We start from the raw sequence: 25,666 nt of genomic DNA on the forward strand, positions 1-25,666 counted from the left end.
TCAGACTGATGGCAGGCAACTGCCGTCGGTCACGCGGAAACTGTTGTGGTTTTTCCGATCATCCTGCGGTGAGACGCCGTAAACTTCCTTATAGTGGTTCAGCATGGGGGAGGTGGATGAATAGCCAACGGAATAGGCAATCTCGGTGATGGTATCGCTGGAATAGAGCACCAGTTGCCGGGCTTGTTTCAGACGTAGAAGACGGTAGTATTTCAGAGGACTTTCGCCTGTGGCGCGCCGAAAGCTCCGTTCCAGGCTGCGCGTTGACATATTGACGGCTGCGGCCACATCTCTGATCTGGACCGGGTCTTCAATATGTTCTGCAAACATCTGAATCGCCTTTGTGACCTGCTTTGGCATCGTGTCTGTTGTGGTCGCGGTGGTCAGGGACGGGGTCTTTTGCGAAACCTCACCCGTGCGTACAAATGGATGCTGAAACCAGCAGGCCACTTCGGTCATAATTTCCGCACCCAGGGCTTTCTCGATCAGACTTAACATCAGGTCGAAAACCGCCGCTGCCCCCGCGACAGTCAGGCGCTGGTCGCCCTCACAGATCACCGTTTTAACGGGTGTGCTGTCGGGAAATTCAGCCGAAAAAGCAGCGTCATAGCACCAGTGCACGGACACCGGATGGCCTTTCATCAGCCCCGTTCGGGCCAGGGGAAAGATCCCACCGCTGAACGCACCGATGGAATGGCCTTCGCGCAGGTGGCGTTGCAGAAATGCCGTCGCTTTGGCGTCATTGGCAAATGTCCCGGCGGGGCTTGAGGTCAGAAAAATGTGATCCAGATCTGTTGTGTCCGCCATCACGCGATCGGGCGCAAAAACCACCCCGGCGGATGAGGTGACCGGCGCCCCGGTTTCGCCCAGAACATGCCAGCGAAAGGTTTCAGTGCCCGAGATTTCATTCGCCGCGCGCAGAGGCTCAATCGCCGAGGTCAGGCAGGCCATGGGAAAGTCCGGAAAAATGAGAAAGCCAAGGGTTACTGTTTTACTCATGATCGGCACGGATTACGGGTTTCTGGGCGCAGGGTGATCGGTATCTTCCAGAAGATGTTCCCGGATCCGTTCAAATCCGTATCCGATGTGGACGCGTTGCAGATATCCGAAGGCCGCCAGATCGTCTTGTTCCAACGCTGTCACCAGATCTTTCAGCTCCAGGACAAAACCGGCTGCCGCGTCATCGCCGACGATGGATGCAACGCGATACCAGGTGCTGGCTGCAAGATAGTAAGATTGGCGCCAGAAGGATTGCAGTAGTGAATTACCGATCAACCCGGCCACCAGATTGTGCAGGCGGTGATTAAGTTCCACATAGCGGCGCGGCGAAAAATCAGCCTGAAGATCAATCGCATCCGCCAGCAGGGCGCGTGCCAGCGCACATGTGCCTTCCTCAATCGGGGCAGGGGACATGACGCCGATCAACGTCGCCATATGCAGGCGGATTTCATAGACATGTCGGATCGTTTCAGCCGAAAGTTCGATCACAACCGTGCCAACCCCATTGCGCGTTTCAACAAGGCCCAGGTGTTGAATACGGCTGATCGCATCCCGCACGGGGGTACGGCTGACACCGAATTCCGCGGCAAGCCCTGCTTCTTTCAGCTGTGTGCCCGGCGGGTATTCCCGAAAACAAATCCGACGGATGATTTCGGACTGCATATCATCAACTGTGACCTTGCGCGTGTCTGCTGTATGCAGCTCATCCGAGTGTTCGGAAACTGTCATTTTGCCCCCCTTTGTTTCAGAAGAACCTATTTGAAAGCGGATGTGAGAGAAAGTTAAATTCTCCATTCAGTGATCTCGCAACAGGATGCCGTATCCGTCGATCCGGTCGGTGATTCCGGCGCGCTGCAGAACGTCCCACATCATGGCTTGGTTAGAACAAATAACTGGTTTTCCAAGTTTTTGTTCGAGTTCATCAATGATTTCCACAGATCTTAATGCACCACAACTGATGAACAGAGCATCTGAATCCGCCGTGTCGACAGCGCTTGCAAATTCTGCAAGATACTGCGGATTGACGCGGATCATGTCGCTGTCTTTTTCCAGATTAAGACCCTGGATACGGGTGATTTTAAGTCCCCGGGCGGACATATAATCCGCTTCCTGCTGGTTGATTTCGTCCAGATAAGGCGTTGCAACGGAGATCTTACGGGCGCCAATGACGTTCAGCGCGTTCATCACAGCGGTGATAAGAGAGGTCGTTTTTGCGTTGGGCGCGCCTTTTTTCAGCTTAGCGAAAACATTTTCCTCACCGATCACAAGGCTGCCGGATGTGCAGGCGTAACAGATGACATCAAGGCTGCCATCGGGCAACAGGGTTGATGCGGCACGGGCCAGATCATCCGCGTGACGGGTCAGGCTTTCAACGGTGATGGAATCCGGAATGGCCGCCCGGGCGAAATGTATTCCGACCCCTTCCGGGCGCAGAAGAAGCACATCATCTTCGATGGTTTGTTCTGTTGCGAGCAGCACAAACCCCAATTTCGCACGGGTATGACGCCCCGCATCAAGCATGCCATCTGATTGTGGGTTTTGAGTAAGCTGTATGCACTTATTCGATTTTGACATATATTTATCTAATTTTTCTTCATTTGACAGGCTAGAGCTGTGTACAGCTAATACATATTTGCGTGAACCGAATCAAGAGCTGAGGCGGTGAAACGCGAAATGCATCAATATGGGGAGGAGCCATTATGCGGCTGAATACTCTGATCAACACCGGCGCGGCTGCGCTGGCTCTGTCACTCTCAACGGCACCTGCGGTTCAGGCGGAAGAGATCATTCTCGGCCACGTCATGGACACACAACACATCTTCCATTCTGTGTCTGAAAAGTTCACAGCATGCCTTGACGAATTGTCCGGTGGCACAATGCTCGTGGCCTATCACCCGGGCGGTGATCTCGGTGACTGGACATCGATCGTTGAACAGGTCGCACAGGGCGCTGTGCAGATGACCATGTCCTGGAACCATTCAGAACTTGACCCGCGTTGGGACGTTTCTGTTCTTGGTTACCTTGCCAATGACTGGGAATCCGGCCGCGAAATTTATGGCCCCGGGTCTGTCATGATGGACGTCTATAATGAAATTATGGGCGATCTGAATATGGTTCTTCTGGGCACTAATCCAACAGATTTCACCGGCTTTGTTGTCCGTGAAGGTGTTGATACCCCAGTAGATTTCCCCGGCGATGCGGATGGTTTCAAAATGCGTGTGCCAGGCATGCCAATGTCGATTGAACGTTACCAGGCAACCGGTTTCTCTGCTGTGCCAATGGCGTTTTCTGAGGTGCATACAGCACTGCAGACCGGCGCGATTGATGGCCGGGCGTATTCCCCGCCCTCAGAAGTGCTGCTGTTCAAAGATGTTCTGAGCTCTTACGTGTTCACCCGTGAAAATTTTGAACACACCTTCTGGACTGCCAACAAACAGTGGTTTGAAGGTCTGACCGAAGAACAGCAGGGCTGGGTGCGTACCGCAGCAGACGAAGCTGTGACGTGGGCCTGGGAAAACGCCGAAGCAGAAAGCGCTGGCTGGTTCAAACAGATCCAAGAGGCTGGAATTGAGGTTGTAGAACTGTCCCCTGAACAGCTGGCTGCATACCGCGAAACCGTTGTTTCTGTTGAATACCCCTACATGGAAGCTGTTCTTGGTGCTGAGCTGATGGGCCAGATCAAAGCGGCCGCTGGTGTTGAGTAAGTAACCCGCAAATGCGTGCAGTTATCTGTGCGCATTTGCCTTTTCCGGGAGGGGAAAATGTCTAAGGAGCTTCTGCACACCGATAGTCTGAGCGACGTCAGCGTGCCCGAACCGATCGTGCCGGTTCCGGGGCGCGACAATGCCAGCGCACCGGTCTATCGTTCACTGGGTTGGGTTTATTATATTGACAACAAACTGGCCTGGCTGATGCGTGCCACCATGTTTACTGCCATGATACTGCTGGGCCTTCTGATGGCCGCACAGGTGTTCATGCGCTATGTGATTTCGCTGCCTTTCCTGGGCATGGAAGAAATGGCACCGATGCTGGCAGTCTGGATCTATTTCATTGGCATGGCCTATTGTTCGCGGGAACGCGACCATATCGAAGGTGGCGTGATGACGCTGCTGACACAGAACCGCAATATCCTGTTGGGCCTGCGCCTGCTTGGTTCGGTGATCTGTTTCGTTGCTTTGATCATTTTCCTGAAGTTTGGCTATGATTTTGCGTCGTTCAATATCCAGGTGAACCGCAAAAGCACCTATATGCCCTGCCCAAATATTTGTGGGATTTCAGCATGATATTCGGCCTTGGCCTGATGGTTTTCTATATGGCGCTGCAGATCTTCCTGGAAGCGCGCGCCTTGTTCACCGGTAAAGGAGGCGAATGACATGACGTTCTTTTTCGTCGCAATTCTGCTTATTGTATTGCTGCTGCTGATCGAGGTGCCCGTCGGGTTCGCCTTTGGTGTTGGCGCGCTTGTATAGGCTATCTTCTGGGAACAGATGTGTCTTTCCATACAGGGTTTGGCTATACGCAGGTCAGCGCGTTTTCCCTGTTGGCGATCCCGCTGTTCATTCTGTCGGGCACGCTTATGAGCGCTTCGGGCATATCTGAACGTTTGCTGGATTTCGTGAATTCTTTTGTCGGCCGCTTTAAGGGCGGTCTGGGTGCTGTGACCGTTTTGACTTGCGCGATGTTTGGCGCGATTTCCGGGTCCGCCTCTGCCGCGATTGGCAAGATCATGGTGCCGCGCATGATTAAAGAAGGCTACCCCCCGGGTCATGCAACTGCACTTGTGGCGGTGTCTTCTGTGCTGGCGCTGATGATTCCGCCAAGTATTCCGATGATTGTGTTTGCAATCGCGATCCGTGAATCTGTGCCCAAGTGTTTTCTGGCGACCATGGGGCCTGGTGTTCTGCTGGCGCTGATCTATTGCTGGCTAAATTTCTGGTTCCTGCGCAAGAATGACACGATCACGGTGGATGCACCTTTGTCGCCCCGCGAAACGATCTGTGACATTGCCCAAACCAGGAAACGTGCCAGCCTTGCGATCCTGAAGCCTGTGATTGTTCTGGGCGGGATTTACAGTGGCATTGCCACCCCGACCGAAGCGGGCTCGGTTGCGCTGGTCTATACGCTGATTGTCGGGATCCTGATTTACCGCACGCTGCCGTTTGAAAATCTGTTCAACTCAACAGTTGAGGCCGCATGCCTGATGGGTTCCATCATCATGGTGCTGTTCTTCCTGTTCATCATGAGCCGCGGCATGGTTCTGGCAAAAGTACCGACGCAATTCGCAGATATCCTGCTGTCGATCTCTGACAATAAAATCGTCATTCTGCTGTTGATCAACCTGCTTTTGCTGATCATGGGTATGATCATTGATGATGTGTCCGGCGGTGTTCTGGCGGCGATTATCCTGTTGCCTGTCACGCAGCAAATCGGGTTGGATCCGGTCCATTTTGCGGCGATTGTCGGGACAAATCTGGGCCTTGGGGATATTTCCCCGCCCTGTGCGCCGCTGCTTTACATGGCTGGTGGTGTCACAAAACAGCCCCTGTCGACCTATGTTGGTCCCACCATGAAGTTCCTGCTGCTCGGTCACCTGCCGATGGTCTTCATCGTGACTTTCATCCCGTCGGTTGCGCTGTTCCTGCCAGGCCTGCTTCTGTTTGCCGTTCACATGGATCGCAAGGCGGTCCGGATTGAACAAACCAACACAAAAGGAGACCTCCATGCTTGAAGAAGCAAAGATCCGCACCCAGACCCTTCAGTCCCGCATGAAGGATGAAAGCATTCGCACGGCTGTTTTCACTGATGAAAGCTCGATTGCCTATCTCGCGGGATTCTGGGGTTATCTTGGTATTGAATTTGGCCGCCCGACCATGCTGGTTGTGGATGCGGAAGAGGCTCCAGTTGTCATCACACCGCTGATGGAATCTGAAATGGTTGCCGAAATGATCTGTGTCGAAGATGTGCGCACCTGGGAAGACATCGAGCAACGCACCTGGGGCCGTGCGCTGACGAGTGTATTGGGGGAAAACCCATCCGAGATCTGGATCGAAAAAGGTTCCGTCCCGGCGATTGTCCGCAACCATCTGGACGAAACATACCCGGGTGTTGCCCTGAAAGACATCTCTCCGGTGCTGGGGGCGATGCGCACCATCAAGACACCATTTGAGATTTCCATCATGAAAGAAGCCGGTCAGATCGCCGGTGCGATGATGGCCGCAGCCCATGACAGTCTGCGCGAAGGTGGGCGTGAATTTGAATCGGCCCTTGCGGTGATTGATGCCGGTTTACGCCGGGCCGCTGAATTTCTGACGGGCAAAGGCTGGGATCGGTTTGTATCGCCCATGATCCACAACCTGCAGATCATGCAAAGCGGTCAGGATTCTTCCATGGTGCACCGTCGCGCAGTGTGAAAATGCTGGAGAAATTTGATCCGGTTTATTTCTGCTTCTGCAATATGGCGCAGTTCAAACAGTATAAACTGGGCTTTGACCGGATGTTCCATGTCGGTGACGTGAAGGACGAAGATCGCAAGGTACAGCTGGCGGCTATTGAGGCACAACAAGCTGCCATTGCTGCGATCCGCCCGGGTGTGCTGGCCGAAGATGTGGCTGCTGCCGCAAATGAGGTTTACCAGACACGCGGGTATGAAACCGGTTGTCGCACGGGGCGTTCCATCGGTGTGGCATATCTGGAAGCACCGGAACTGACAGCCGGTGACAAAACCGTGCTGCAGCCAGGCATGACATTTGCGGTTGATGGCGGTATTTCTGTCGATGGTAAAACAGCAGGCCGGATCGGCGATTCCATTGTCGTGACCGAAACCGGAGCAGAATATATCACGCAATACCCGCGTGAAATCCTGCTTGGCAAAGGGTAACCGATTGTCGGATGTGATTTCCGTTGCAGTTGCACAAAGTCCTGCGGACCTTAGTGGTCCGCAGGCGCGTCTTGCGTGGCTGACAGCGCAACTGACCCAGCTGGAATCGGGCGCCCCGGATCTTCTTGTGCTGCCGGAACTGTTTCAGTCCGGCTATAATATCGGTGACAAAGTCGTCGATTCTGCTGAGGCACCGGATGGCCCTTTTGCCCGGGGAATTGCCGCGCTGGCCCGCCAATATGGTGTAGCGATCTGTTATGGATATGCGGAACGTCAGGGCGACACGTTATATAACGCGGCCCAGTGTCTTGATGCATCCGGCCAGCAGATCGGGCATCATCGCAAACTATTGCTGCCGCCGGGATTTGAAGGCGATCACTTTGCCCCGGGAACCGGCAGCAGCTAGTTTCAGATCGGTGCCTTCACCGTCAGCTTTCTGATCTGTTATGATGTCGAATTCCCGGAAAACGTACGCCATGTGGCGCTGCAGGGCGCTGATATCGTCGTGGTTCCCACAGCGTTTGGCGCACAATGGGGTGTTGTGTCTGAAAAGGTCGTGCCCGCCCGCGCTTTTGAAAATGGCGTCTTCCTGTGTTACGCGAATTCCGCCGGACAGGAAGGGGAAATGGCCTTCAATGGTGGCAGTTGCATGATCGCACCTGATGGCGAAGAACTGGCCCGTGCAGGTGCAGAACCCGGATTGATTTTCACCTGGATGGAAAAACCGTCAGTGGCACGCGCGCAAACCCGGTTGCCCTATTTCCAGGATCGCAAACGCCTGCCCTGGGTGGAATGAGCATGACCAAAACGCCGATCTTCATCATCGATGCTTTTGCCGACAAGCCATTTCACGGCAATCCGGCGGGTGTTTGCCCACTGGACCACTGGCTGCCCGACGAAACCATGCAGGCGATCGCGTCTGAAGTGAATCTGTCTGAAACCGTGTTCTTTGTGCGGTGTTCGGGGCAGGGGGCAGACAAGGGCGTGCAATGTTATGGCATACGTTGGTTCATGCCAACGCGTGAAGTTGACATGATCGGGCATGCGACCCTGGCCGCAGGTCATCTGGTGTTGTCACGGCTGGCACCTTTGGCACAGGAAGTACGCTTTGTGTCAGCCTCGGCAACGATGGTTGTGCGTCGGAACGGCACGATGTTGACGCTTGATATGCCGCCACTTGTTCCGACGCTGATCCAAACCCCTGATGGTCTGGCCAAAGCTTTGGGGGGCGTGCCGACACAAGTGCCTGCGTCGAAACACTATCTGGCGCTTTTCGAGACTGCGGATGAGATTGCCGACCTCCGCCCTGATTTCGAGGCCCTTGCGCAGCTTCCTTTGCCCGCGGTCATTGTATCAGCCAGGGGAACATCCGAATTTGATTTCGTGTCCCGTTTCTTTGCCCCGGCCAATGGCGTGCCTGAAGATGCAGTTTCCGGTGTTGCACACTGTTGCCTGGCGCCGTTCTGGTCCCAGGCGTTGGACAAGCGAGCCCTCATCGGTCAACAATTGTCGGCGCGCGGTGGGGTCATTCATTGCAGTTATGACAATGCGAGGGTCGTTCTTGGGGGCAATGCCGTCATTTCCCTGGAAGGGGCAATTTCGATATAACGATTGCTACAAAGAACCGAAAATTGACCATTGATGTCGATTCGCGGTTCTTTTTATTGGCTGTTCCATCTGTGTTATTTGTCGTGGCGCATATGCAGATCATCGATGACAAAGTGATGCGCATGGCGGCGTTGCCCCTGCAAATGCGGGTGATCCAGGGGTAAATCATCATGTGTGTGCTCAATGATTTCGGGGTCATATGTAGGCCAGAATCGTTGGGCCGCGATGATGCCGACAACGGCCAGACCTGACAGCACAAACAATGTTGGTACCGTGCCCGAAACCGTGATCAACCACCCAGCCAGGGGGTATGTCACCAGCCAGCAGGCATGAGACAACGCAAATTGCGCGGCGAAAACGGCAGGGCGATCTTCGGAGTGGGCAGAACGTTTCAACAAGCGGCCAGACGGGGTCAGTACCGTGGAAAACCCTATGCCTGCGACGAACCAGGACAGCAGAATCGCATACCAGTTCAGCCCCATGAATATGGTCATGGCTGCCAGATAAATCAGCGATGCAATCATCACCCAACCGCCCGCAAACATCACCGGGCGATCTGACACGCGGTCCAGCAGACGGGGAAGCAACAGGGCGGAAACCATGCTGCCCGCGCCAAAGGCCAGCATCGTCCAGGCAAGGGCGCTTTCATCCAGGGCGAGATGGCCACGTACAAGGGTCACAGAGTTGATCAGGACCATCGCACCCGCGCTTGAAACAACTAGGTTCAGCCCCAGCAACCCGCGCAAACGTGGGGTCGCAAGATAGATCCGAATGCCGCGTGTGGTGCGATCATAGATGCCGCGCGGTTGGGATGGTTTTGGGCTGGGCAGGATCACGGACACCACAAGCAATGCAGAGGCGATGAAGCCAACGGCTGTGCCCAGGAACAGGAAATTGTAGCTCATGAATGCCAAAAGAAGGGCTGCCAATGTCGGGCTGATGATGTTTTCCAGATCGTACACAAGGCGCGACAAGGACAATGCCCGCGTATAGCGTTCTTCTTCGGGCAGGATATCGGGAATGGTCGCCTGAAATGTCGGGGTGAACGCCGCAGATGCGGATTGCAGCAGGAAAATCAGCACATAGACCTGCCAGATCTCGGTCACGAAAGGCAAACAAATCGCCACGGCCCCGCGAATAAGATCAAGGACCACCAACAAAGCCCGACGGTTCACCCGATCTGCAAATGCACCTGCAATCGGCGCGATGCCCACATAAGCCACCATTTTAATCGTGAAAACCGTTCCAAGAACCATCGCGGCGTCATCCCCTGCCAGGTCAAAGGCCAGCAAACCAAGGGCAATGGTTGCAAGCCCGGTGCCAAGCAGCGCCACGAGTTGGGCCAGAAACAGATGTCTGTATCTGCGATCAGAAAGAACGTTCAGCATGAGAACCTCAGAGATAATGTGTGATGGCCTTCAGATCGGCGCGATCCTCAAGGGTTTCAGTGTCTATGCAATGGTCAATGTGATCGTGGATCAGCGCTTTCTTGGCGTTGCAGACGGCGCTTTGCACAGCCTGCAATTGTTGCGCGATCTCAAGGCAGGGGCGGCCATCTTCGATCATCTTAATCACTGCGCCCAAATGACCTTCGGCTTTTTTCAGCCTGGTTATCATCCGGGGGTGGCTTGTATGTGTGTGCGGTTTTGTCATATAGAGGCCATAACCTCCCAGGGGGGATAAGGCAAGCCATCGCCTGTCGGCATAAGACAAGGGGAATATCTGTAATATGACTTTGGTCAGTGCAATGAAAAGAACAACAGGTTGGGTGTTCTTCGGGCTTGTCTGCATTGCACTTGTGACCTGGAATTTTGCACCTGTTTCGTCTCATGCCCCTAAGTTTACCGATCTGCAGCAGATCGAAATTGAGACCGTTGATGCGCATGGCCACAGTCACGACACCGGGATAGATCTGCTTTGGATCGCGCATGGGCACACCCATGACGTCGCGGATCATGATCATACCCAGGCTGTGTTTGCACAGATGCGTATGTCCCATCTGATTATCGAAACAACAACGACCTGGCGAGGCGATTCCACCCACAACTGGGCTGCTCCGTCCTATCGCTTAGATCGTCCGCCAACCGTGTGATGCCGGCCCGAAAGGGTCACCACATCACACAAACACGGACAATCTAAGGAGCAATCAATGCAATCCGTTTTCATGGATGGCCACATGCGGCGTATGCCGCGTGCTGCTGTCATTCTTCCAATTCTTGCGGCTCTCGCCCTTTGGGCAAATGCCGCATTCGCCCATGGCGTCACGGCGGGTGATGCCGGCTATATTCAGGAAATCTGGGGGGTTAATCTGATCCCGTTTGGATATCTTGGGGCCAAACATATGATCACAGGATACGACCATATCCTGTTCTTATTCGGCGTCGTTTTCTTTCTGTACCGGATGAAAGCTGTCGGGATCTACGTCAGTATTTTCGCCATTGGTCATTCATCAACCATGCTTGCCGGGGTCTGGTTCGGCTGGGGTGTGAACGCCTATATCGTTGACGCCATCATCGGCCTTTCCGTGGTGTATAAGGCGCTTGATAATCTGGGCGCGTTCCAGCGTTGGCTGGGTGTTCAGCCCAATAAAAAAGTCGCAACGCTGGTGTTTGGCCTGTTCCACGGCACCGGGCTTGCGACCAAATTGCTGGATTACGATCTGGCCGCAGACGGGCTGTTGCCCAACTTGCTGGCGTTTAACGTTGGCGTCGAGGTCGGGCAAATGATGGCCCTGTTCATGATCCTGATCGTGATGGGGTATTGGCGCAGGACTTCCGTTTTCATGCAGCAGGCATACACCGCAAATGTCGTGATGATGACCCTTGGGTTCATTCTGATCGGATATCAAATCACTGGTTATTTCGTCGCCTAAGGCGGCTCACAGGAGATACACATGTTTAATTCACAAAAACCAACTCTCGAAGAGCTGCCAACATCCGCGCAGCTTTTGAAATCCACTGTCATCGCTGCGGCCTCTGCAGCGGTTATTCTGATAACCGTTGTTCTGCCCGCTGAATACGGCATTGATCCCACCCGCGTTGGCAGCTTGCTTGGCCTGACCGAAATGGGTGAAATCAAAGCGCAACTGGCCGAAGAAGCCGCAGCGGACCAACAGGCAAACGCTACGGGTGAAACCAGTGTACTGGATACGATCTTTGGTGCCTTTGTCGGTGCTGCCTATGCGCAAGACGCCCCGGAATGGACCGAAGAATACAATGTGGTTCTGACCCCTGGCGAAGGCATTGAGGTCAAACTGGCGATGCAGGCTGGCGCAGAGGTTGAATTTCTCTGGGTCGCAGAAAATGGCATTCTGAATTATGATTTGCACGGGGATGCATCCGGCGGCGAGTTCATCAGCTATGAAAAAGGGCGCGGCCTGCCGATGGACGAAGATGTTCTGACGGCGGCGTTTACCGGAAACCACGGCTGGTTCTGGCGCAATCGTGATCGCCAGGATGTGACGCTGACGCTTTATGTGCGGGGCGACTACAGTGAAATGAAACGCCCGTAAATTTCGTGGATGCCCTCAGCCCTGGGGGCATCCCTTTTCGGCCCTCAGCCCAGGATATAAGAAGAGCAAAATCATGGATAACACTCCCAAAAAGAGCCCAAGTTCAAAAACCGCATGGATCATCGTTGGCCTTGTTGTGGTTTTCGGCGCGATCGTCATGATCAGTGTTGTGACAGGCGGATCGGGCAGGCACGGACATTCACATTTTTAGGGAGACCGGGATGTTTCGGTTTTCACAAGCCGTCCATCTTCTAATGTCATGATCTGATCGGCGCGTTCCAGAATGCGATTGTCGTGGGTCACCATCAAGGTGGTGGTTCCACGTTCGCGCCCCAGCCGAACCAAAAGATCCACGACCTCTGCGGCGCTGTCTTTATCAAGCGCCGCAGTGGGTTCATCCGCCAGAATGATGCTGGGATTGCCAACCAAAGCCCGCGCCACAGCCACACGTTGTTTCTGTCCACCCGACAACTTTTCCGGCAGATAATCCAGACGATGCGACAGCCCAACAAGATCCAGCGCATGTCTGGCCGCCGCGCGGGCCGGCGCGTCTGCTACCCCCGAATGCACCATCGCACCCATCATGACATTTTGCGTGGCGGTCAGGCTTTCATGCAGGTTATGCGCCTGAAAGATAAAACCAATCTGACGCCTGGCCCAACGCAAAACCGCCTCATCCGCCGCATGTAATTCTGTGCCCATAAGCCTGACAGAGCCTTCTTCAACCGCGCGCAACGCGCCGACCAGCGTCAGTACAGTGGTTTTGCCCGACCCAGATGGTCCCATAAGCACCGTAAAGCTGCCCTGCGGCAGGGACATATCAAGATGGAAAATCGCCTGTTTACGAATGTCACCCGTACCGAACCAATGGTTCAGCCCCTTCAGCACGATGGGGTATTCATGTTTCATGAGCGGCCTCTTAGAACAGGTTTGCGGGGTCAGCGGCAATGACACGCCGTGTGGCGACCATGCCCGACGCGACGGAAAAAACCACGGTGCCAACAAACACGGTCACGGCCATGGACACAGTCATTGTCAGGGGCAAAGACGTGACTTTGGCCATCAAAGCCAGCAAACCGGTGCCCGCCATCACGCCGGGGATGAACCCCAGCAGACCGAGAACCAGCGCTTCTTCCAGAATGATCGACATAAAGAATGCGGGACCATAGCCCATCGCTTTGAATGTCGCGTATTCGCTGATGTGATCGGCGACGTCGCTGGACAGGACCTGATACACAATGACAAGCCCGACCATAACACCGATCAATACGCCAAATCCAAAGATCACTCCGGTGGGTTTTTGGCGTTGTTGATAGGTCAGATCCTGTGCCTGTGCTTCTGCATAGCTTCGAATGCGCAGTGTTTTATCCGGGATCAGATTTTGCAATCGGTCGATGACCTGCGCCACATTCGCAAAGGGGTGAACGCGCAACAAAATATGATCCGGTGCCCCGGATTGCCGCGCTGGGAAAAGCGACAAAAACGTCTGATCTGACGTGAACAAATAGCCGTCGCCACCAAAACCGCCACCACCAGAAAAAGTGTCCTGGATGCTGAGAGAGCGCCCATCACTTTCAAACCGCAGCGGGGTCTGTGGACGAATGCCTGCGGCCTCATCGCGGCCAATGCTGCGTGCGCGACGATCCAGCAAAACCGCATCTTTAAGCCGCAAAAGATCAACGCGACTGGCGATGTCCGGGGAAAGCAGCGTGGTCATGCCCGGATCAATGCCAAATGTGGTCAGGCTGATGCTGCCTGTGTCGCGCTCCCAGGGGAGGTTGGCGACAAGCAGCCCGATGCCATCGGTGACCTGAGGGTCGGACAGCGCCATCAGCATCCATTGCCGGGCGACGTTAGACCCCTCGTTGAGGGCATTGGCATCTTCGGCGGAAATCATGATGTCAGCCGTGAAAAATTCATAAGGCTTTAAAGTTGCCCCCGCGACCGCGTTCATAATCCCTAACTGCACAAAAATCAGCAGATTGGCGAAGGCAACGCCGGTCAATGCGCCGATAAATCGACCGCGATTGTGACTTAACTGCAGCCAACCAATTGGAAGGCGGCCAAATAGAAACTGTAAAATCCGGCTCATTTCTGGGCCTCCGGCTGGGGCCGCGTATCAATACGCGCCACGGCTTCGAGATTGACGAAATAGGACGCCATTTCACTTGATGCCTCATCCAGCGCAACGGTGATCTGAACCACACGGGCATCGGTGTTTGCGGCGGCATCACTTGAGATTAACCCCTGCCGGCCGACCATACGCCCAATGGTTTCCACCTTGCCGCGCAGCGCACGGGGCAGGGCAGAGCTGATCAGCTGAACGGGTTGGCCAATCTGCACTTCGCCGACACGGTCCTGGTAGATTTCGACCTCGGCCATCATCTGGCGGATGTCACCCATCTCGATGAGTCCGCTCGCGGGGGGGCGTTCACCGGCGGTGACGTGAATGTCCAGAATAGTGCCATCAATCGGGGCCAGAACCTGGGCGCGTGAAATATCGTTTTCAACCCGCATAAGATCGGCCTGTGCTGCATCCACATTTCGGCTGGCAACGATCACATCGGGCTGACTGTTCAGGTCAATCGAGGTAAAACGCGCAAGAGTTGCCGCGGCGCGGGTCACGGCCTGATCCGCCTGAACGCGGGCGGAATGTGCGGCATCAAGGGTGGCCTGCGTCGCAACATTACGGTCCAGCAAAGTGGCAATGCGCGTCTCTTCGCTGCGCGCCTGATCTGCGGCGGCAAGCGCCTGGTCCAGGGTTGCCTGGGCCTCATCACTGCTGGCCTGAACGGCCATGCGGGTCTGGGTTAATGTGGCAACGCGTACGGATAAATTCGCCTCTGCAAGCAAAATTGCGCTTTGCAAAGCATCATAATTATCAAGCCGGGCAAGGATCGTGCCGCGCGTAACCTGATCACCTGCCGCGACAAAGATTTCGGAAATGCGCGCATCTCCCGCCCCAAAAGGTGCTGATACAAGCGACACATCCCCACGCGGCAAAACACGGGCAAGCCCGACCACATCTTCGGGTAACAGCGTTTCAACCATTTCTTGCGGCAGATCTATTTCCGGCGGCAAAGCAATGGGCGATGTCGCCCCGCCGCCGGGCTGCAAGCCAGTGGCGGCATAGAATTTCTGCAAGCCTGCGGGCTGAAAATACATGCCCATCACGGCGCCGGTGAACATCAACACAGGGATCAGCAGCACAAGGAAATATCGCTTGCGAAACCGGATGCGAGGCCGCGAAACGGGATCCGGTTTTTCAAGTTCAAGCGTCAGATCTGATTTGGGGGAGGTGGTCACTTCCTGCGCTCCTAGCTTTTTGGATTAGTCTTGGGCATGCATCATGCGTTTCATGACATTCGACTTAAACGCAAAGCGATGAACAGCAACCGCCAGCACATGCAGGATGATCAGGGCCATCAATGCCATTTTTAAGATTTCATGCAGCCCCGCGGCAGGTTCAATGCCTAGAAACCAGGCCAAAGCGCCACTGATCGAAAGCCCGGCTAAAAGCCCGTAGAACGCCAAATGCGCGAGGTGTCCGACAAAGGCCAATGGGGCGGGCTCTTGTTCTGGCGCGGGAGGGACGCCACGCGAAAACCGCAAAACAAGCCGCCAGATTACCAGCAACAAGATGGCCACGCCTCCAACAACATGCGCCATGATGAGTGGATCAAAAGTAACCTCACGGCCTGCAATATATGCGCCCCAGGCTTGCGAAATACTGTCTTTGAAAAGATATTGCGCCGCCACAAGGCCAGCAACACCCCAGTGTAAAGCAATCTGAGTGCGGGAATATCCGAGCGGTTGGTTCTGTTTGGTCATGGGTCTTTATCCTATGCGAAAGTCAGCTTTCGTCTGGTGGTGATGGGATAGATCTGGGCCCTGGTTGTCACAGAAGAATGCCAATCCGCCTGAGATTTGTATCCGTTTGTCGCAATGGCACAGGCTTGCGACAATTCACGACATAAAGGCTGACAAATTGCCCGAATTTTCTCTACACAGGCGGTATGACCCCATCAGAAACCCAACCGCATATTCTTGTTGTCGACGACCACCGTGAAATTCGCGACGCTGTGACCCGCTATTTGCAACGCAACGGGATGCGCGCCAGTGCGGCAGCCAATACGACAGAGATGGACAAACACCTGAATCATGGACGCTTTGACCTTGTGGTGCTGGATGTGATGATGCCGGGCGAAGATGGCCTGTCTGCGGCGCGGCGTTTGTCGGCCGCCGGTGGGCCGCCGGTGTTGATGTTAAGCGCCCTGTCAGAAGACACGGATCGCATTGTTGGGCTCGAGGTCGGGGCGGATGATTACCTGGCAAAACCGTTTAATCCACGGGAACTTTTGGCGCGGATCAAGGCGATCCTGCGGCGCGCCAGGGTCCAGCCGCCAACGGTTGCCGGGACTTTGGGCGGGCGCAATCTGGGCTTTGCAGGCTGGGTTTTGAACACGGATACACGCGTTCTAATACGTGAAAGTGACTGCACCGAAATGTCGCTGACATCTGCCGATTTCAAGCTTTTAATCGCCTTTTTGGAACGCCCCAGATTTGTTCTGTCACGCGAACAGCTTTTGGAAACCGTCAGCGGGCGCACTGCGGATGTGTATGATCGCACGATTGACAACCAGGTCAGTCGCCTGCGTCGGAAACTGGAAATCGATCCCAAACATCCGAGTTTGATCACGACCATTCGCTCTGGTGGATATAGTCTGGTGGCCGACGTAACGGAGCTGAACACATGATGCCGCGCAGCCTGTTTGGGCAGGTGGCTGCGTTGACGTTGACGGCGCTTTTTATCGCTCAGGCGGCGGCGTTTTGGGTGTTTTCCGTGGAGCGCGCCCAAAGCCTGCGCAACACGCAAAAGGCGGCCATGACCGAACAGGCCATACAGATTGCCGAACTGATCCAGACCGCACCGCATGACATTCACGAAACCCTGACGCTGGCCGCCAGTTCAAATTATGTGTCGTTTGAGCACGCGCAAACGCCTGTGCTTGTTGAAAACTGGACGCCTATAGATGCGTGGGAAAATGGTCGCCAAAGCGAACATATCAATTTGCTTCACAATCGGTTTTCTCCGCCGGGCCAACAATGGTTACGCGATCTGATGAAACAATCGGGTTTTGCCCCTGTCAAAGTCACAATGTCCTTGCCGATCCAAACCGGAGACTGGTTGAATGTGACGGCACAATTTGACAGCCCGGCCGTGTTATTGCCCCCTGAGATCATCGGCCTGACCGCCTTTTTATTGCTGCTGACCGGGGGGGCACTGTGGCTTGGATTACGACGCGTGACAAAACCACTGGAAGAACTGACCGCATTGACCGGTGAAATCGGTGTGGGACACAGATCCATCACGTCCCCGACACATGGCCCGCGCGAAGCCCGCCAACTGAGCGAAGCGATGCAACAGATGCAGCAACGCCTGTCGGATACAATCAATGCCCGCACCCAGATGCTTGCGGCCCTTGGGCATGACCTGCGATCGCCTTTGACGGCGCTGCGGTTGCAGGCCGAAATGATTGATGAAGATGAAACCCGCGAACGCATGATCGTTTCTTTAGAAGAAATGCAAGACATGACCGAAGCTACTCTGGCTTATGCGCGCGGCGTCGATTATCGCGCCCCGACAGAACGGCTGTCTTTGCCAGAAATGCTTACGCATCTTGCGGGCGAACTTGCCGGGCGGGGGCCTGAGATCACGGCTCATAACGCCGATGTCGCCCCGATATCTGTGCGTAAAATCCCAATGCAACGGGCCTTTCGCAACCTGCTTGAAAATGCCCAGCGATATGGGCAGGGGGCGGAGGTCACGGTTTCACAGATGGATGCAGGGCTTCGGGTCGAGATCACAGATTTTGGCCCTGGCATCCCAGAAGGCGATCTGGAACGTGTGTTCAATCCGTTTGAACGCCTTGAAAAATCACGTTCCGCCGAAACAGGCGGCAATGGTCTGGGGCTTGCGATTGCACGCAGTATTATCGAGGGTCACAGCGGCACCATTCAACTTAGCAACCATGCGAAACACGGGTTAACCGTATGTGTTCACATCCCATTTCAAATGTGATTGTTTTGGTTCAGCGCAGCCATGGACATTGCAAAAATGTATAACTCTCTCAACGCCTGCGCCATCTGAGTGATGCATAGGTAAAAATATATGAAGCTACAGAGAGCAAGAGTAATGCCAACGTCTCATGATTTTGAAACATACTGAAGCCGAATTTTTTGGGGGTGTCGTTTTCCATAAATGATCTCGTATCTGAAAATTTTGCAATTTGGACGGTGCCAGTTCAGATCAGTTCACCCAAAAAATGCAAGGTTTGGTTGTAATTTATTCCACCTCAGGAAACGCCAATGAAAGGTGACACCAATAATTGCAGTAACTGGAAGAACCCGGGTGAATACGGAAGATCCCGGATGAAGGCTTGAAAAATAGACTCTATAGCAAGGTGCGTGGGAAAAGTTGGCCGATGACCTTTGTCATGCAGTAAGGCTTAAAAATGACTGCACTGACCGCAAGCGCGATTGTCTTTGTAGATAGATGTCGAGCTAAAAGGCAGTGATCGCGGGCTCGATCTTTCGATTGATATTGAACATGCCACCCAGATCAAAAGCGCACGGGCTGAAGAAGCCCCGGCCATGGACTGGATCAAAGACATGGAAGCGCGTGCGACCGGCCTCTGGGGGGCAGGTCAAATGGAATACGCGCGGTGAAGAGCTGCTGCGGGCACGTTCCTATCGCTACCTGAGCCCGGTGTTTTCAGCGGCGAAGCGCACGGGTGCCGTGTCGCGCATGGTCTCTGCCGGTCTGACCAACAATCCCAACCTTGATCTAATAGCCCTCAATCGTGACGGCGCTGAACAGGAGAATGATCTGATGGACAAAACTGTCCTCGAGGCGCTTGGCGTCAATTCCGATGGTACCCCGGCACAGGCCGTGGCGGCTATCACTGCGCTGAAGGAGGCGGAAACGACAGCGCTCAACCCTGGTCGGGTCGGGCTTGGCTGGGGATTGGGTGAACTGCTGACGTTTCACACATAGGCGCGGCAAACAGAGACGCAGATTGAAGACAATCAGTTCCGGAAACGGGGCATCGGTGGGGAGGCATTCTGACGGGAGGGTTGCGCTGAAAACAGACGTTTGCAACGACTGCAGCGCGAAACTTGAATGAGCCCAAAGGGTCGAATCTCCGCGACACAGCTAAGGTCAGTCTTAATCCCAAAGTGTATCGGTGAATGGTCGTTTGCTTGATACACTTGTTAGACAATTAGGCGAACGTCACGAACATGTGTTATAAAAGGATGTGGCAGAAAGTTATGTTGGTTCTTTCTACTTACTGTCAATGCGGTGGTTGTATAAGGAAAATGCTATGGTTTCTCGAAAATTAATTGCCACATTTTCAAGCTTAGCCGCCATAGCATCCTCGGTTGGACAGGCTCAAGAAACACCGTTTCCAACCTCGGAACAACTTGCAAACCAATATCGGCAGGAGGTAACTAGCTCTCAAATTGCACCGTGTTCAAATGTCGGCTCAGCTCTTTTTACGCTATCAAGAAGCCCTCGGGAGCTCGCTGTAATAGCTAAAGAACACAGCGCGCTTTCTCGTTTGAGAGTTCTCGACAGTGATCCAAATTTCGAGGTTACCTGTCCATTCCCAGTTCAGGATGCCTTTTTTGCGGAAACACCTAGTGATTTTATAGTTGGTTCTTGCGAGCGGCTGGATAGCCTTCGTCTTGCGCTGCTTCCGAATACACCAGAATGTGATCGGTTTCGTCGAGTTCATGCCGAAACGGGTATTGGTTCTCAGCTACTTGGGGTGAATTCTAATCCTGCATTGACTGTATCATACATCAACGAGCAGTTGGAAGAAGACGTTAATCCAATAGCTGGTCCGGTTGAAGATATCGCTGTGGGGATTCTGCTGATAATAGTCAATCGCGTCTACAACGACTGGAAGGATGAACAACAGGGCAAAGATGGTCAGACCGAGCCGGAACCTCAGCCGGAGCCAGAGCCGCAACCAGAGCCAGAGCCGGAACCGCAATCAGAGCCGGAGCCAGAGCCGGAATCGCAACCAGAGCCGGAACCGGAATCGCAACCAGAGCCGGAGCCAGAGCCGGAATCGCAACCAGAGCCGGAACCGGAACCATGTCCAACAGAGACGTGTTCTGACGAAAGAATTCGTGATATTTTTGAAACCGCCTTTGAAGCCCGAGCTAGTTGCGAGAAACAAGTCGTTCAGGGAGGAAATGAGCCCAATATAAGCATGACTACCGTTCAATCTTCAATTGGTGTCGAGCAATGTACAGTCCGAACAGTTGAATCATCTTGTTTAGTTGCTGGAGGTAATGCGGAAAATTGCAACGTTGACGTCATCACGCCTTTGGAAGAAGCACAGCGTTCAGCTACTGCTCGTATAATCATGTCAGAGTGTAAAGACCCTGTTCTATGCGATATTCTGCGTCAACGCGCCCTGGAGGAGCTTACTGGCGTAGACTTGGGAGAAAGCTCTCTAACGCAAGCCTTGTGCGGTTCTTATGTTGGGTTAGATCCCGTTGATTCTACAGATTCAAATCCACAAATAATAAGCGATTGTTTTCAGACAGCGCTGCGTTCTTATTGTGGAATAGAAGCAGAGTGCTTGAATGCATATTTTGCGGAAATCAATTTACCAATTACACAACGTGGATCTTATGTCGTAAACTTCCTACCAGCTGACTTCATCACGAGAAACCCGCAGTGTAACAGCCTAGCCTTTGATGTTGAAAACGCATTTGGTCAAGTCTTCAGCAGTGAGCTCAGCATTCTAACCCCAGATCAACTTGATCAAAGCACCGCAGGGTTTCAACTGTCGCACTACGATTCTGGATACCCCACAGCTACTGAAGAAACTCGCATTGCAAGGTTAGCAGCTGATGCTCAAAAACAGGCATTAGAGGGATTGTCGAGCGACCAAAGGATTGTAATTCAATCGCAATACGTCGAGCGCTATACTAAATTAGCGACACTCGGAGAGTGGGGGCCAGAAGCGAGAGCTCTTATTTGCGACTAAATCTGCATTAAAATGCTTGCTGCGGCTCATAGAAGTTTAACCTATGGGATTTCGGGTGAAGCCAGAAGCGATCATTGGCTAACGCTGTGATCTTGGATGTGGAGCCGACACGTTCTGTGCGTCAGGCTGAAGTGGGTGCCGTGAAAACGATGATTGATCGCGTGCAAAAGAAGCATGATTTGATACCCGAGCGCCTGATTACGGACACCGCTTATGGATCAGGCCCAATGCTGGACTGGCTGGTTGAGAAGCGAGGGATCGCACCGCATATCCCCGTGATAGATAAATCTGGCCGTAAAGATGGGACCTCTGAGCGTGCCGACTTCACTTATGATGGTGAGAATGATCTCTATATTTTCCCGAATGGAAAAGAGTTAAAAAAGCCGCTGCGTGCATATCAAACTGGAACATCGGGGGCAAACAAAGACGAGACAATCCGTTACAGGGCAAGCAAATTCGACTGCGACATTTGCCCTCTCAAACAGCGATGCTGTCCCAGGGAGCCACAGCGGAAAGTTACACGCTCCATTTATGAACCATCTTGGGATGTCGCCCGCGCCCTGTCGCAACCGCAGCAATATGCCATCTCATGCCGACTGCGCAAAAAGGTCGAAATGTCGTTCGCCCACCTGAAACGCATTCACGGCTTAGAGCGGCTTCGATTGAGCGGCCCCTCTCGGGATCATGGCTTTGCCATAACCCTGCCGGCAACGCATGTGGCGCTCATGATGAATTTATTCTCGCCGCAACCGCCCAGAACCTCAAAAAGTTAGCCAAGCTGGCACCAAACGCGAGGCAGGCCAGAGCCGTCCTGTGAAATAGAGGCGGAAGCCATTCATCCTGTGCAGCCGTCCCGCGAAAAAACCGAGTTTTTCAACAGAATAGGCTGAAAGCGGACATTTGCAAAGTCTGCCCAAAGCGAACATCCGCACTTACGGCAACGTCCGCTTTGTCCGTATCGCAACCGTCAAGTGTTTCGTTGCCGTAACAACCAGACAAAGAACGCACCACCAATCAGGCCAGTAACAATTCCGATTGGCATGTCTTCAGGCGCCATAATGGTGCGGGCGATGATGTCGGACCACAGCAGGTAGATAGCGCCAAACAGGGCAGAGGCAGGCAGAACGCGCATATAATCTCCGCCGATCAGCATCCGTACGATATGGGGCACCATCAGGCCAACAAAGCCAATGATCCCGGAAAAGGCCACCATAACGCCGGTGATCAGGGCGCCGGTGACGAAAATCATCAAACGGAAACGGGCAACGGGAATGCCCAATGTGGTGGCCGTTTCATCACCAATCGTCATGGCGTTAAGGTTTGGTGCATTCACCCAGAGCCATGCGCCGCAGATTACAAGGACGCTCAGTGGATAGAGAAGTTGGCTCCATTGTGCGAGGCCAAGCCCCCCCAGCATCCAGAAGACAACGATGTGGGTTGCGCGGGGATCGCCCAGAAAGATCAGGATATTGGCCAGCGACATAACGATAAAAGAAACGGCGACACCTGCCAAGATAAGGCGATCCGCACTTGTGGCAGAGGCAAAACGAGAGACCGCAAGAACCAGAAGAGTTGCGCCAAGCGCCCCGAGGAAGGCGAACAAGGGCACGGTAAGTAAACCCAGAAACATACCCGTATGTAGAAGGGCCAGGATCGCACCAAAAGCCCCTCCGGACGAAATTCCCAGCAGATGGGGATCCGCAAGAGGATTGCGGGTGACGGCCTGAAGACTTGCGCCAACGATGCCCAACCCCGCCCCGACAAATGAGGCCAGCAAAGCCCTGGGAAACCGGATTTCCCAGACAATGGATTCACGTCCGACAGACCAGGTCTGAAGGGCTGTGTCCGGGGCGATTTTGTTGATTAGAACGCCCCAGACCACATGCAGGGGTACGGAAACGGCCCCGACACTGATGGCAACGGAAACAGAGAACAGCAGCAGGATCACCCCGCAAAACATAGTAAGGCGGAATTTACGATTGCAGGTGATGTCCACTGCTGTCTCAGTCATGGTTTATTCACCGTGAAAGGCGTCGGCCAGGCGACGGATCGCGGCGATGTTGCGGGGGCCGGGGGTGGCTTCGACATATTCCAGAACCACAAAACGGTCGTTCTTGACGGCCCGGATGTTTGCCAGCGCCGGGTTGTCGCGCATGATGTTCATGCGGTCTTCTGCGGTGAGTTCACCGTAGTTGATGATGACCACGATTTCCGGGTCCTGGGCGACGACTTCTTCCCAGCTGACGGTGCCCCAGCTTTTGCGGAACCCATCCATGACATTGACGCCGCCGGCGGCTTCGATCATCGCGGTTGGGATCGCATAGTGACCAGCGGTGAAGGGTGTGTCTGCGCCGGAATCAAAGACAAAAGCACGCACAGGTTCTGCATTCGCATCAACACCTGCAGTGATCTCTGCCAGTTCCGCCTGATAGCCTGCAACCAGTTCTTCCGCGCGTTCTTCCACGCCGAAGATTTTGCCGAGGTTCAGCAGATCGTTATACATCAGGTCCATGGTGACGTCTTGCTCTTTGCCAACATGGATGCAGCTTTCAGTCAGCTCATAAACCTTCATGCCAAAGGGTGCGAGGGTCTCCGGGGTGACTTCGCCGCCGACTTTCATGCCATAGTTCCAGCCGGCGAAGAAAAAATCTGCATCCGCGCCGATCAGCACTTCTTTGGATGGGTAACGTTCAGACAGTTCGGGCAGCTCAGCATCCAGTTTGTTCCAGTCGGAAATGCCGGTGTAGCCAACCATACGATCAGCGAGGCCCAGGGCCAACATCATTTCAGTGAGGTTCACATCATTTGAGATCGCCGCTGTGGGGGGCGTGTCAAAGGTGACTTCGCGGTCACAGCTTTGCACGGTGACTTCAGCCATGGCAGATGTGGTCACGACAGCCGCGATCAGACCCGTTGCAAGAGAGGTAGTGTTCAGTTTCATAGATTTGTCCTTTAATCAGGAAGATGGAAAGAAAGATGTTCAGTGTTGCTGCGGCTGAGGACCTCGCGCCAGGCGTTCACCCGAAAAGTTTGCGATACCTGAGCTTCACTCAGTACGTCCTCGGGGGCGCCAAAACCGCGACAATGCCCGTCTTGCAGCATCAGCACCGCGTCACAGATCTCTGCCGCCATATTGAGATCATGCAGGGAAACAACGATGGTCAGCCCCAGAGATTGGATGAGAGACAAGATTTCCAACTGATGCCGGATATCCAGATGGTTGGTTGGTTCATCCATGACCAGAAGCTGGGGTTGCTGTGCCAGCGCGCGAGCGACCATGACACGCTGACGTTCCCCACCAGACAGGTTGCCAAGGTCCCGGAATTCAATGTGACGCAATTCCATCCGATCCAGCGCGTTATTCACAATCTCTGCATCGGCAGCACCCGGGGTGGAATACCCCAGGCGGTGGGGGGTGCGTCCCAGGGTGACGACTTCGCGCACGGACAGGCCAAAAGCACCTGGTTGTTCCTGCAAGACGGCCGCAACTTTGCGGGCGGCGGCGCGTGGTGGTCCCGCCCAGATATCTTCACCGCCCACCAACACACGCCCGCTGGTTGGGGCCTGATACCGGTAAATCATGCGCAATAGTGTCGACTTACCGGCACCATTTGGCCCGACAACCCCGAGAACCTGGCCAGGTTTCACTTCAAAACTGACAGGATGCAGCAGTTTGGGCAGGTTCTTACGCGGTGCCCAACTGATGTCTTCTGCGATAAGTCCGGCAGGTTTCATGAGACAAGCCTTTCGGTTTCTTCAAGCGCCATCATCATGGCAGGGACGCGGGCCAGCGTGTTTTTACGCAGCTTCCCGGGGCGGTCGACAGAGGAACACCAGCCGTCATGCAAAAGCGCGTATTGCCGCGCGAAATCCACCAGATCTTCAATGTCCTGGCCGGGTTCAATGTCACCAAACAGATAAGTTGCCTTGCGGGTGCCGTGATAGGCGACAGTGCAGGGATGATCACAACCGGCCATACAGGCGACGCCGGAAATCTCGAAATCTTCCGACACGGTATCTCGGGCCGCTTCAATCGCAGCACGCAGCCGTTCAATCAGTTCATAACCGGGACGACAGGTTTCGCCTTTGTGCCTGCAGGATGTGCAAATCGTAATTCTGTGTTTTGGAATGCCCATATCTCGCCCTCCGCGAATGCGCGGGGCAAAGGACAGACAGATTTTCAGACGGAATTTTCCGTATCATCATAATCACCTTCCGGACACCCCGCCCGGGTTGAAGTTTCATTATGATGGCAGGTCTCCTGACTTGCGGGTCGATGCTTTCCCGGACCTTCCCAAACGCTTTGCGTTCAGTGGTCATACCGGGGTCGCTCGCCGCCTACAGTTGCGGGGGCAGTTACGGAATTGGCGCCTTATGGCTACACCTAACCGTATTCCCATTTCATCCCGGAATCACATTTGTATTCCGGAAACCATCTATGATGATCTCTGTTCCAAAATCCCGAATAGGTCAAGACTGGTCTTGCCGCGCAAAAGTTCCGGTCTCTCAGCTTATGTTATGCAGTCCTTCGTTCGAATGCCAAGGGGCTTTTCCCGCCAAGGGATGAATGCCGCCTGCGTGGATTGTAGAACCCATTGATGT

27 protein-coding genes, 2 pseudogenes and 1 riboswitch are annotated in these 25,666 nt (G+C 54.1%); of the genes and pseudogenes, 16 read left to right on the plus strand and 13 right to left on the minus strand.

Going from position 1 to position 25,666, the window contains the following annotated elements; all coding sequences use genetic code 11:
* The 3 genes from H1D41_RS06090 to H1D41_RS06100 form a co-directional block, all read right to left on the minus strand.
* Positions 1-951 (minus strand): GlxA family transcriptional regulator, encoded by a 951-nt coding sequence (locus H1D41_RS06090; RefSeq protein WP_228848046.1) that lies wholly within the window; start codon positions 949-951, stop codon positions 1-3.
* 60 nt (positions 952-1,011) lie between these two features.
* Entirely contained in the window at positions 1,012-1,728 is a 717-nt protein-coding gene (locus H1D41_RS06095; RefSeq protein WP_228848047.1) for a GntR family transcriptional regulator, read from the minus strand.
* Positions 1,729-1,794: 66 nt separating this feature from the next.
* The gene (locus tag H1D41_RS06100; RefSeq protein WP_228848048.1) at positions 1,795-2,520 is read right to left on the minus strand and encodes a maleate cis-trans isomerase family protein; all 726 of its coding nucleotides are present in this window, start codon (positions 2,518-2,520) and stop codon (positions 1,795-1,797) included.
* Between the two features lie 179 nt (positions 2,521-2,699).
* Here H1D41_RS06100 and dctP point away from each other — a divergent pair, with 179 nt between their 5' ends.
* The 7 genes and pseudogenes from dctP (at position 2,700) to H1D41_RS06135 (ending at position 8,485) form a co-directional block, all read left to right on the plus strand.
* On the plus strand, positions 2,700-3,704 hold the full coding sequence (gene dctP / locus H1D41_RS06105) for a TRAP transporter substrate-binding protein DctP (RefSeq protein WP_228848049.1): 1,005 nt from the start codon (positions 2,700-2,702) through the stop codon (positions 3,702-3,704).
* A 57-nt stretch (positions 3,705-3,761) separates the two neighbouring features.
* Positions 3,762-4,283: a TRAP transporter small permease gene (locus H1D41_RS06110; RefSeq protein ID WP_228848050.1), complete on the plus strand. Its 522-nt coding sequence runs from the start codon at positions 3,762-3,764 to the stop codon at positions 4,281-4,283.
* Positions 4,284-4,489: 206 nt separating this feature from the next.
* Positions 4,490-5,728 (plus strand): TRAP transporter large permease, encoded by a 1,239-nt coding sequence (locus H1D41_RS06115; RefSeq protein WP_228848051.1) that lies wholly within the window; start codon positions 4,490-4,492, stop codon positions 5,726-5,728.
* Positions 5,721-6,410, plus strand: coding sequence for a M24 family metallopeptidase (locus H1D41_RS06120; protein WP_228848052.1), 690 nt, complete (start codon positions 5,721-5,723; stop codon positions 6,408-6,410). The genes H1D41_RS06115 and H1D41_RS06120 overlap by 8 nt, the downstream gene beginning before the upstream one ends.
* Positions 6,411-6,412: 2 nt before the next feature.
* Positions 6,413-6,877: a M24 family metallopeptidase gene (locus H1D41_RS06125; protein WP_228848053.1), complete on the plus strand. Its 465-nt coding sequence runs from the start codon at positions 6,413-6,415 to the stop codon at positions 6,875-6,877.
* A 13-nt stretch (positions 6,878-6,890) separates the two neighbouring features.
* A pseudogene (locus H1D41_RS06130) lies at positions 6,891-7,673 on the plus strand (carbon-nitrogen hydrolase family protein).
* A gap of 2 nt (positions 7,674-7,675) precedes the next feature.
* Complete coding sequence (locus tag H1D41_RS06135) at positions 7,676-8,485, plus strand: PhzF family phenazine biosynthesis protein (protein WP_228848054.1); 810 nt, start codon at positions 7,676-7,678, stop codon at positions 8,483-8,485.
* 74 nt (positions 8,486-8,559) lie between these two features.
* Here H1D41_RS06135 and H1D41_RS06140 read toward each other — a convergent pair whose 3' ends face one another.
* Complete coding sequence (locus H1D41_RS06140) at positions 8,560-9,873, minus strand: MFS transporter (protein WP_228848055.1); 1,314 nt, start codon at positions 9,871-9,873, stop codon at positions 8,560-8,562.
* Between the two features lie 7 nt (positions 9,874-9,880).
* A complete protein-coding gene (locus tag H1D41_RS06145; protein ID WP_228848056.1) occupies positions 9,881-10,138 on the minus strand; it encodes a metal-sensing transcriptional repressor in 258 nt (85 codons plus the stop codon).
* Positions 10,139-10,232: 94 nt separating this feature from the next.
* Here H1D41_RS06145 and H1D41_RS06150 point away from each other — a divergent pair, with 94 nt between their 5' ends.
* Genes H1D41_RS06150 through H1D41_RS06160 form a run of 3 tightly spaced genes read left to right on the plus strand, consistent with a single transcriptional unit; the run spans position 10,233 to position 11,996 of the window.
* Entirely contained in the window at positions 10,233-10,577 is a 345-nt protein-coding gene (locus H1D41_RS06150) for a hypothetical protein (RefSeq protein WP_228848057.1), read from the plus strand.
* 57 nt (positions 10,578-10,634) lie between these two features.
* On the plus strand, positions 10,635-11,357 hold the full coding sequence (locus H1D41_RS06155) for a HupE/UreJ family protein (RefSeq protein WP_267473600.1): 723 nt from the start codon (positions 10,635-10,637) through the stop codon (positions 11,355-11,357).
* Between the two features lie 21 nt (positions 11,358-11,378).
* Complete coding sequence (locus H1D41_RS06160; RefSeq protein WP_228848058.1) at positions 11,379-11,996, plus strand: transmembrane anchor protein; 618 nt, start codon at positions 11,379-11,381, stop codon at positions 11,994-11,996.
* 207 nt (positions 11,997-12,203) lie between these two features.
* On the opposite strand, the gene H1D41_RS06165 is transcribed toward H1D41_RS06160, so the two are convergent.
* Genes H1D41_RS06165 through H1D41_RS06180 form a run of 4 tightly spaced genes read right to left on the minus strand, consistent with a single transcriptional unit; the run spans position 12,204 to position 15,827 of the window.
* Entirely contained in the window at positions 12,204-12,905 is a 702-nt protein-coding gene (locus tag H1D41_RS06165; RefSeq protein WP_228848059.1) for an ATP-binding cassette domain-containing protein, read from the minus strand.
* A gap of 10 nt (positions 12,906-12,915) precedes the next feature.
* Entirely contained in the window at positions 12,916-14,088 is a 1,173-nt protein-coding gene (locus H1D41_RS06170) for an FtsX-like permease family protein (RefSeq protein WP_228848060.1), read from the minus strand.
* On the minus strand, positions 14,085-15,302 hold the full coding sequence (locus H1D41_RS06175; protein ID WP_228848061.1) for an HlyD family efflux transporter periplasmic adaptor subunit: 1,218 nt from the start codon (positions 15,300-15,302) through the stop codon (positions 14,085-14,087). Before H1D41_RS06175 ends, H1D41_RS06170 begins: the two co-directional genes overlap by 4 nt.
* A gap of 24 nt (positions 15,303-15,326) precedes the next feature.
* A complete protein-coding gene (locus H1D41_RS06180) occupies positions 15,327-15,827 on the minus strand; it encodes a cytochrome b (protein ID WP_228848062.1) in 501 nt (166 codons plus the stop codon).
* Positions 15,828-16,012: 185 nt separating this feature from the next.
* Here H1D41_RS06180 and H1D41_RS06185 point away from each other — a divergent pair, with 185 nt between their 5' ends.
* The 6 genes and pseudogenes from H1D41_RS06185 to H1D41_RS06205 all read left to right on the plus strand — a co-directional run.
* A complete protein-coding gene (locus H1D41_RS06185; protein WP_228848063.1) occupies positions 16,013-16,753 on the plus strand; it encodes a response regulator in 741 nt (246 codons plus the stop codon).
* Positions 16,750-18,078: an ATP-binding protein gene (locus H1D41_RS06190; RefSeq protein ID WP_228848064.1), complete on the plus strand. Its 1,329-nt coding sequence runs from the start codon at positions 16,750-16,752 to the stop codon at positions 18,076-18,078. The genes H1D41_RS06185 and H1D41_RS06190 overlap by 4 nt, the downstream gene beginning before the upstream one ends.
* Before the next feature lie 539 nt (positions 18,079-18,617).
* On the plus strand, positions 18,618-18,725 hold the full coding sequence (locus tag H1D41_RS18475) for a hypothetical protein (RefSeq protein ID WP_394355391.1): 108 nt from the start codon (positions 18,618-18,620) through the stop codon (positions 18,723-18,725).
* The gene (locus H1D41_RS06195) at positions 18,679-19,053 is read left to right on the plus strand and encodes a phage protease (protein WP_228848065.1); all 375 of its coding nucleotides are present in this window, start codon (positions 18,679-18,681) and stop codon (positions 19,051-19,053) included. Before H1D41_RS18475 ends, H1D41_RS06195 begins: the two co-directional genes overlap by 47 nt.
* Positions 19,054-19,381: 328 nt before the next feature.
* Positions 19,382-21,064 (plus strand): hypothetical protein, encoded by a 1,683-nt coding sequence (locus H1D41_RS06200; protein WP_228848066.1) that lies wholly within the window; start codon positions 19,382-19,384, stop codon positions 21,062-21,064.
* Between the two features lie 80 nt (positions 21,065-21,144).
* A pseudogene (locus H1D41_RS06205) lies at positions 21,145-21,881 on the plus strand (transposase); the annotation flags it as partial.
* A gap of 150 nt (positions 21,882-22,031) precedes the next feature.
* Here H1D41_RS06205 and H1D41_RS06210 read toward each other — a convergent pair.
* The 4 genes from H1D41_RS06210 to H1D41_RS06225 are packed head-to-tail and all read right to left on the minus strand — an operon-like array spanning position 22,032 to position 25,200.
* Positions 22,032-23,024, minus strand: a complete 993-nt coding sequence (locus tag H1D41_RS06210; RefSeq protein WP_394355392.1) for a FecCD family ABC transporter permease — start codon at positions 23,022-23,024, stop codon at positions 22,032-22,034.
* 54 nt (positions 23,025-23,078) lie between these two features.
* Positions 23,079-24,005, minus strand: coding sequence for an ABC transporter substrate-binding protein (locus H1D41_RS06215; protein ID WP_228848068.1), 927 nt, complete (start codon positions 24,003-24,005; stop codon positions 23,079-23,081).
* An 11-nt stretch (positions 24,006-24,016) separates the two neighbouring features.
* Entirely contained in the window at positions 24,017-24,799 is a 783-nt protein-coding gene (locus tag H1D41_RS06220; protein WP_228848069.1) for an ABC transporter ATP-binding protein, read from the minus strand.
* Positions 24,796-25,200: a DUF1636 family protein gene (locus H1D41_RS06225; protein WP_228848070.1), complete on the minus strand. Its 405-nt coding sequence runs from the start codon at positions 25,198-25,200 to the stop codon at positions 24,796-24,798. The genes H1D41_RS06220 and H1D41_RS06225 overlap by 4 nt, the downstream gene beginning before the upstream one ends.
* Positions 25,201-25,298: 98 nt before the next feature.
* Positions 25,299-25,514, minus strand: a riboswitch (cobalamin riboswitch).
* Positions 25,515-25,666 lie beyond the last annotated feature (152 nt).

Origin of the sequence: Halocynthiibacter styelae, from assembly GCF_016123485.1 — a bacterium.
GTDB lineage: Bacteria > Pseudomonadota > Alphaproteobacteria > Rhodobacterales > Rhodobacteraceae > Halocynthiibacter > Halocynthiibacter styelae.

Bases quoted from the DNA above. Each gene is read 5' to 3' on its own strand.
- H1D41_RS06090 (WP_228848046.1), bottom strand. From the start codon at position 951: ATGGCCTGCCTGACCTCGGCGATTGAGCCTCTGCGCGCGGCGAATGAA.
- H1D41_RS06095 (WP_228848047.1), bottom strand. From the start codon at position 1,728: ATGACAGTTTCCGAACACTCGGATGAGCTGCATACAGCAGACACGCGC.
- H1D41_RS06100 (WP_228848048.1), bottom strand. From the start codon at position 2,520: ATGCTTGATGCGGGGCGTCATACCCGTGCGAAATTGGGGTTTGTGCTG.
- dctP (WP_228848049.1), top strand. From the start codon at position 2,700: ATGCGGCTGAATACTCTGATCAACACCGGCGCGGCTGCGCTGGCTCTG.
- H1D41_RS06110 (WP_228848050.1), top strand. From the start codon at position 3,762: ATGTCTAAGGAGCTTCTGCACACCGATAGTCTGAGCGACGTCAGCGTG.
- H1D41_RS06120 (WP_228848052.1), top strand. From the start codon at position 5,721: ATGCTTGAAGAAGCAAAGATCCGCACCCAGACCCTTCAGTCCCGCATG.
- H1D41_RS06125 (WP_228848053.1), top strand. From the start codon at position 6,413: ATGCTGGAGAAATTTGATCCGGTTTATTTCTGCTTCTGCAATATGGCG.
- H1D41_RS06135 (WP_228848054.1), top strand. From the start codon at position 7,676: ATGACCAAAACGCCGATCTTCATCATCGATGCTTTTGCCGACAAGCCA.
- H1D41_RS06140 (WP_228848055.1), bottom strand. From the start codon at position 9,873: ATGCTGAACGTTCTTTCTGATCGCAGATACAGACATCTGTTTCTGGCC.
- H1D41_RS06145 (WP_228848056.1), bottom strand. From the start codon at position 10,138: ATGACAAAACCGCACACACATACAAGCCACCCCCGGATGATAACCAGG.
- H1D41_RS06150 (WP_228848057.1), top strand. From the start codon at position 10,233: ATGAAAAGAACAACAGGTTGGGTGTTCTTCGGGCTTGTCTGCATTGCA.
- H1D41_RS06155 (WP_267473600.1), top strand. From the start codon at position 10,635: ATGCAATCCGTTTTCATGGATGGCCACATGCGGCGTATGCCGCGTGCT.
- H1D41_RS06160 (WP_228848058.1), top strand. From the start codon at position 11,379: ATGTTTAATTCACAAAAACCAACTCTCGAAGAGCTGCCAACATCCGCG.
- H1D41_RS06165 (WP_228848059.1), bottom strand. From the start codon at position 12,905: ATGAAACATGAATACCCCATCGTGCTGAAGGGGCTGAACCATTGGTTC.
- H1D41_RS06170 (WP_228848060.1), bottom strand. From the start codon at position 14,088: ATGAGCCGGATTTTACAGTTTCTATTTGGCCGCCTTCCAATTGGTTGG.
- H1D41_RS06180 (WP_228848062.1), bottom strand. From the start codon at position 15,827: ATGACCAAACAGAACCAACCGCTCGGATATTCCCGCACTCAGATTGCT.
- H1D41_RS06185 (WP_228848063.1), top strand. From the start codon at position 16,013: ATGACCCCATCAGAAACCCAACCGCATATTCTTGTTGTCGACGACCAC.
- H1D41_RS06190 (WP_228848064.1), top strand. From the start codon at position 16,750: ATGATGCCGCGCAGCCTGTTTGGGCAGGTGGCTGCGTTGACGTTGACG.
- H1D41_RS06200 (WP_228848066.1), top strand. From the start codon at position 19,382: ATGGTTTCTCGAAAATTAATTGCCACATTTTCAAGCTTAGCCGCCATA.
- H1D41_RS06210 (WP_394355392.1), bottom strand. From the start codon at position 23,024: ATGTTTTGCGGGGTGATCCTGCTGCTGTTCTCTGTTTCCGTTGCCATC.
- H1D41_RS06215 (WP_228848068.1), bottom strand. From the start codon at position 24,005: ATGAAACTGAACACTACCTCTCTTGCAACGGGTCTGATCGCGGCTGTC.
- H1D41_RS06220 (WP_228848069.1), bottom strand. From the start codon at position 24,799: ATGAAACCTGCCGGACTTATCGCAGAAGACATCAGTTGGGCACCGCGT.
- H1D41_RS06225 (WP_228848070.1), bottom strand. From the start codon at position 25,200: ATGGGCATTCCAAAACACAGAATTACGATTTGCACATCCTGCAGGCAC.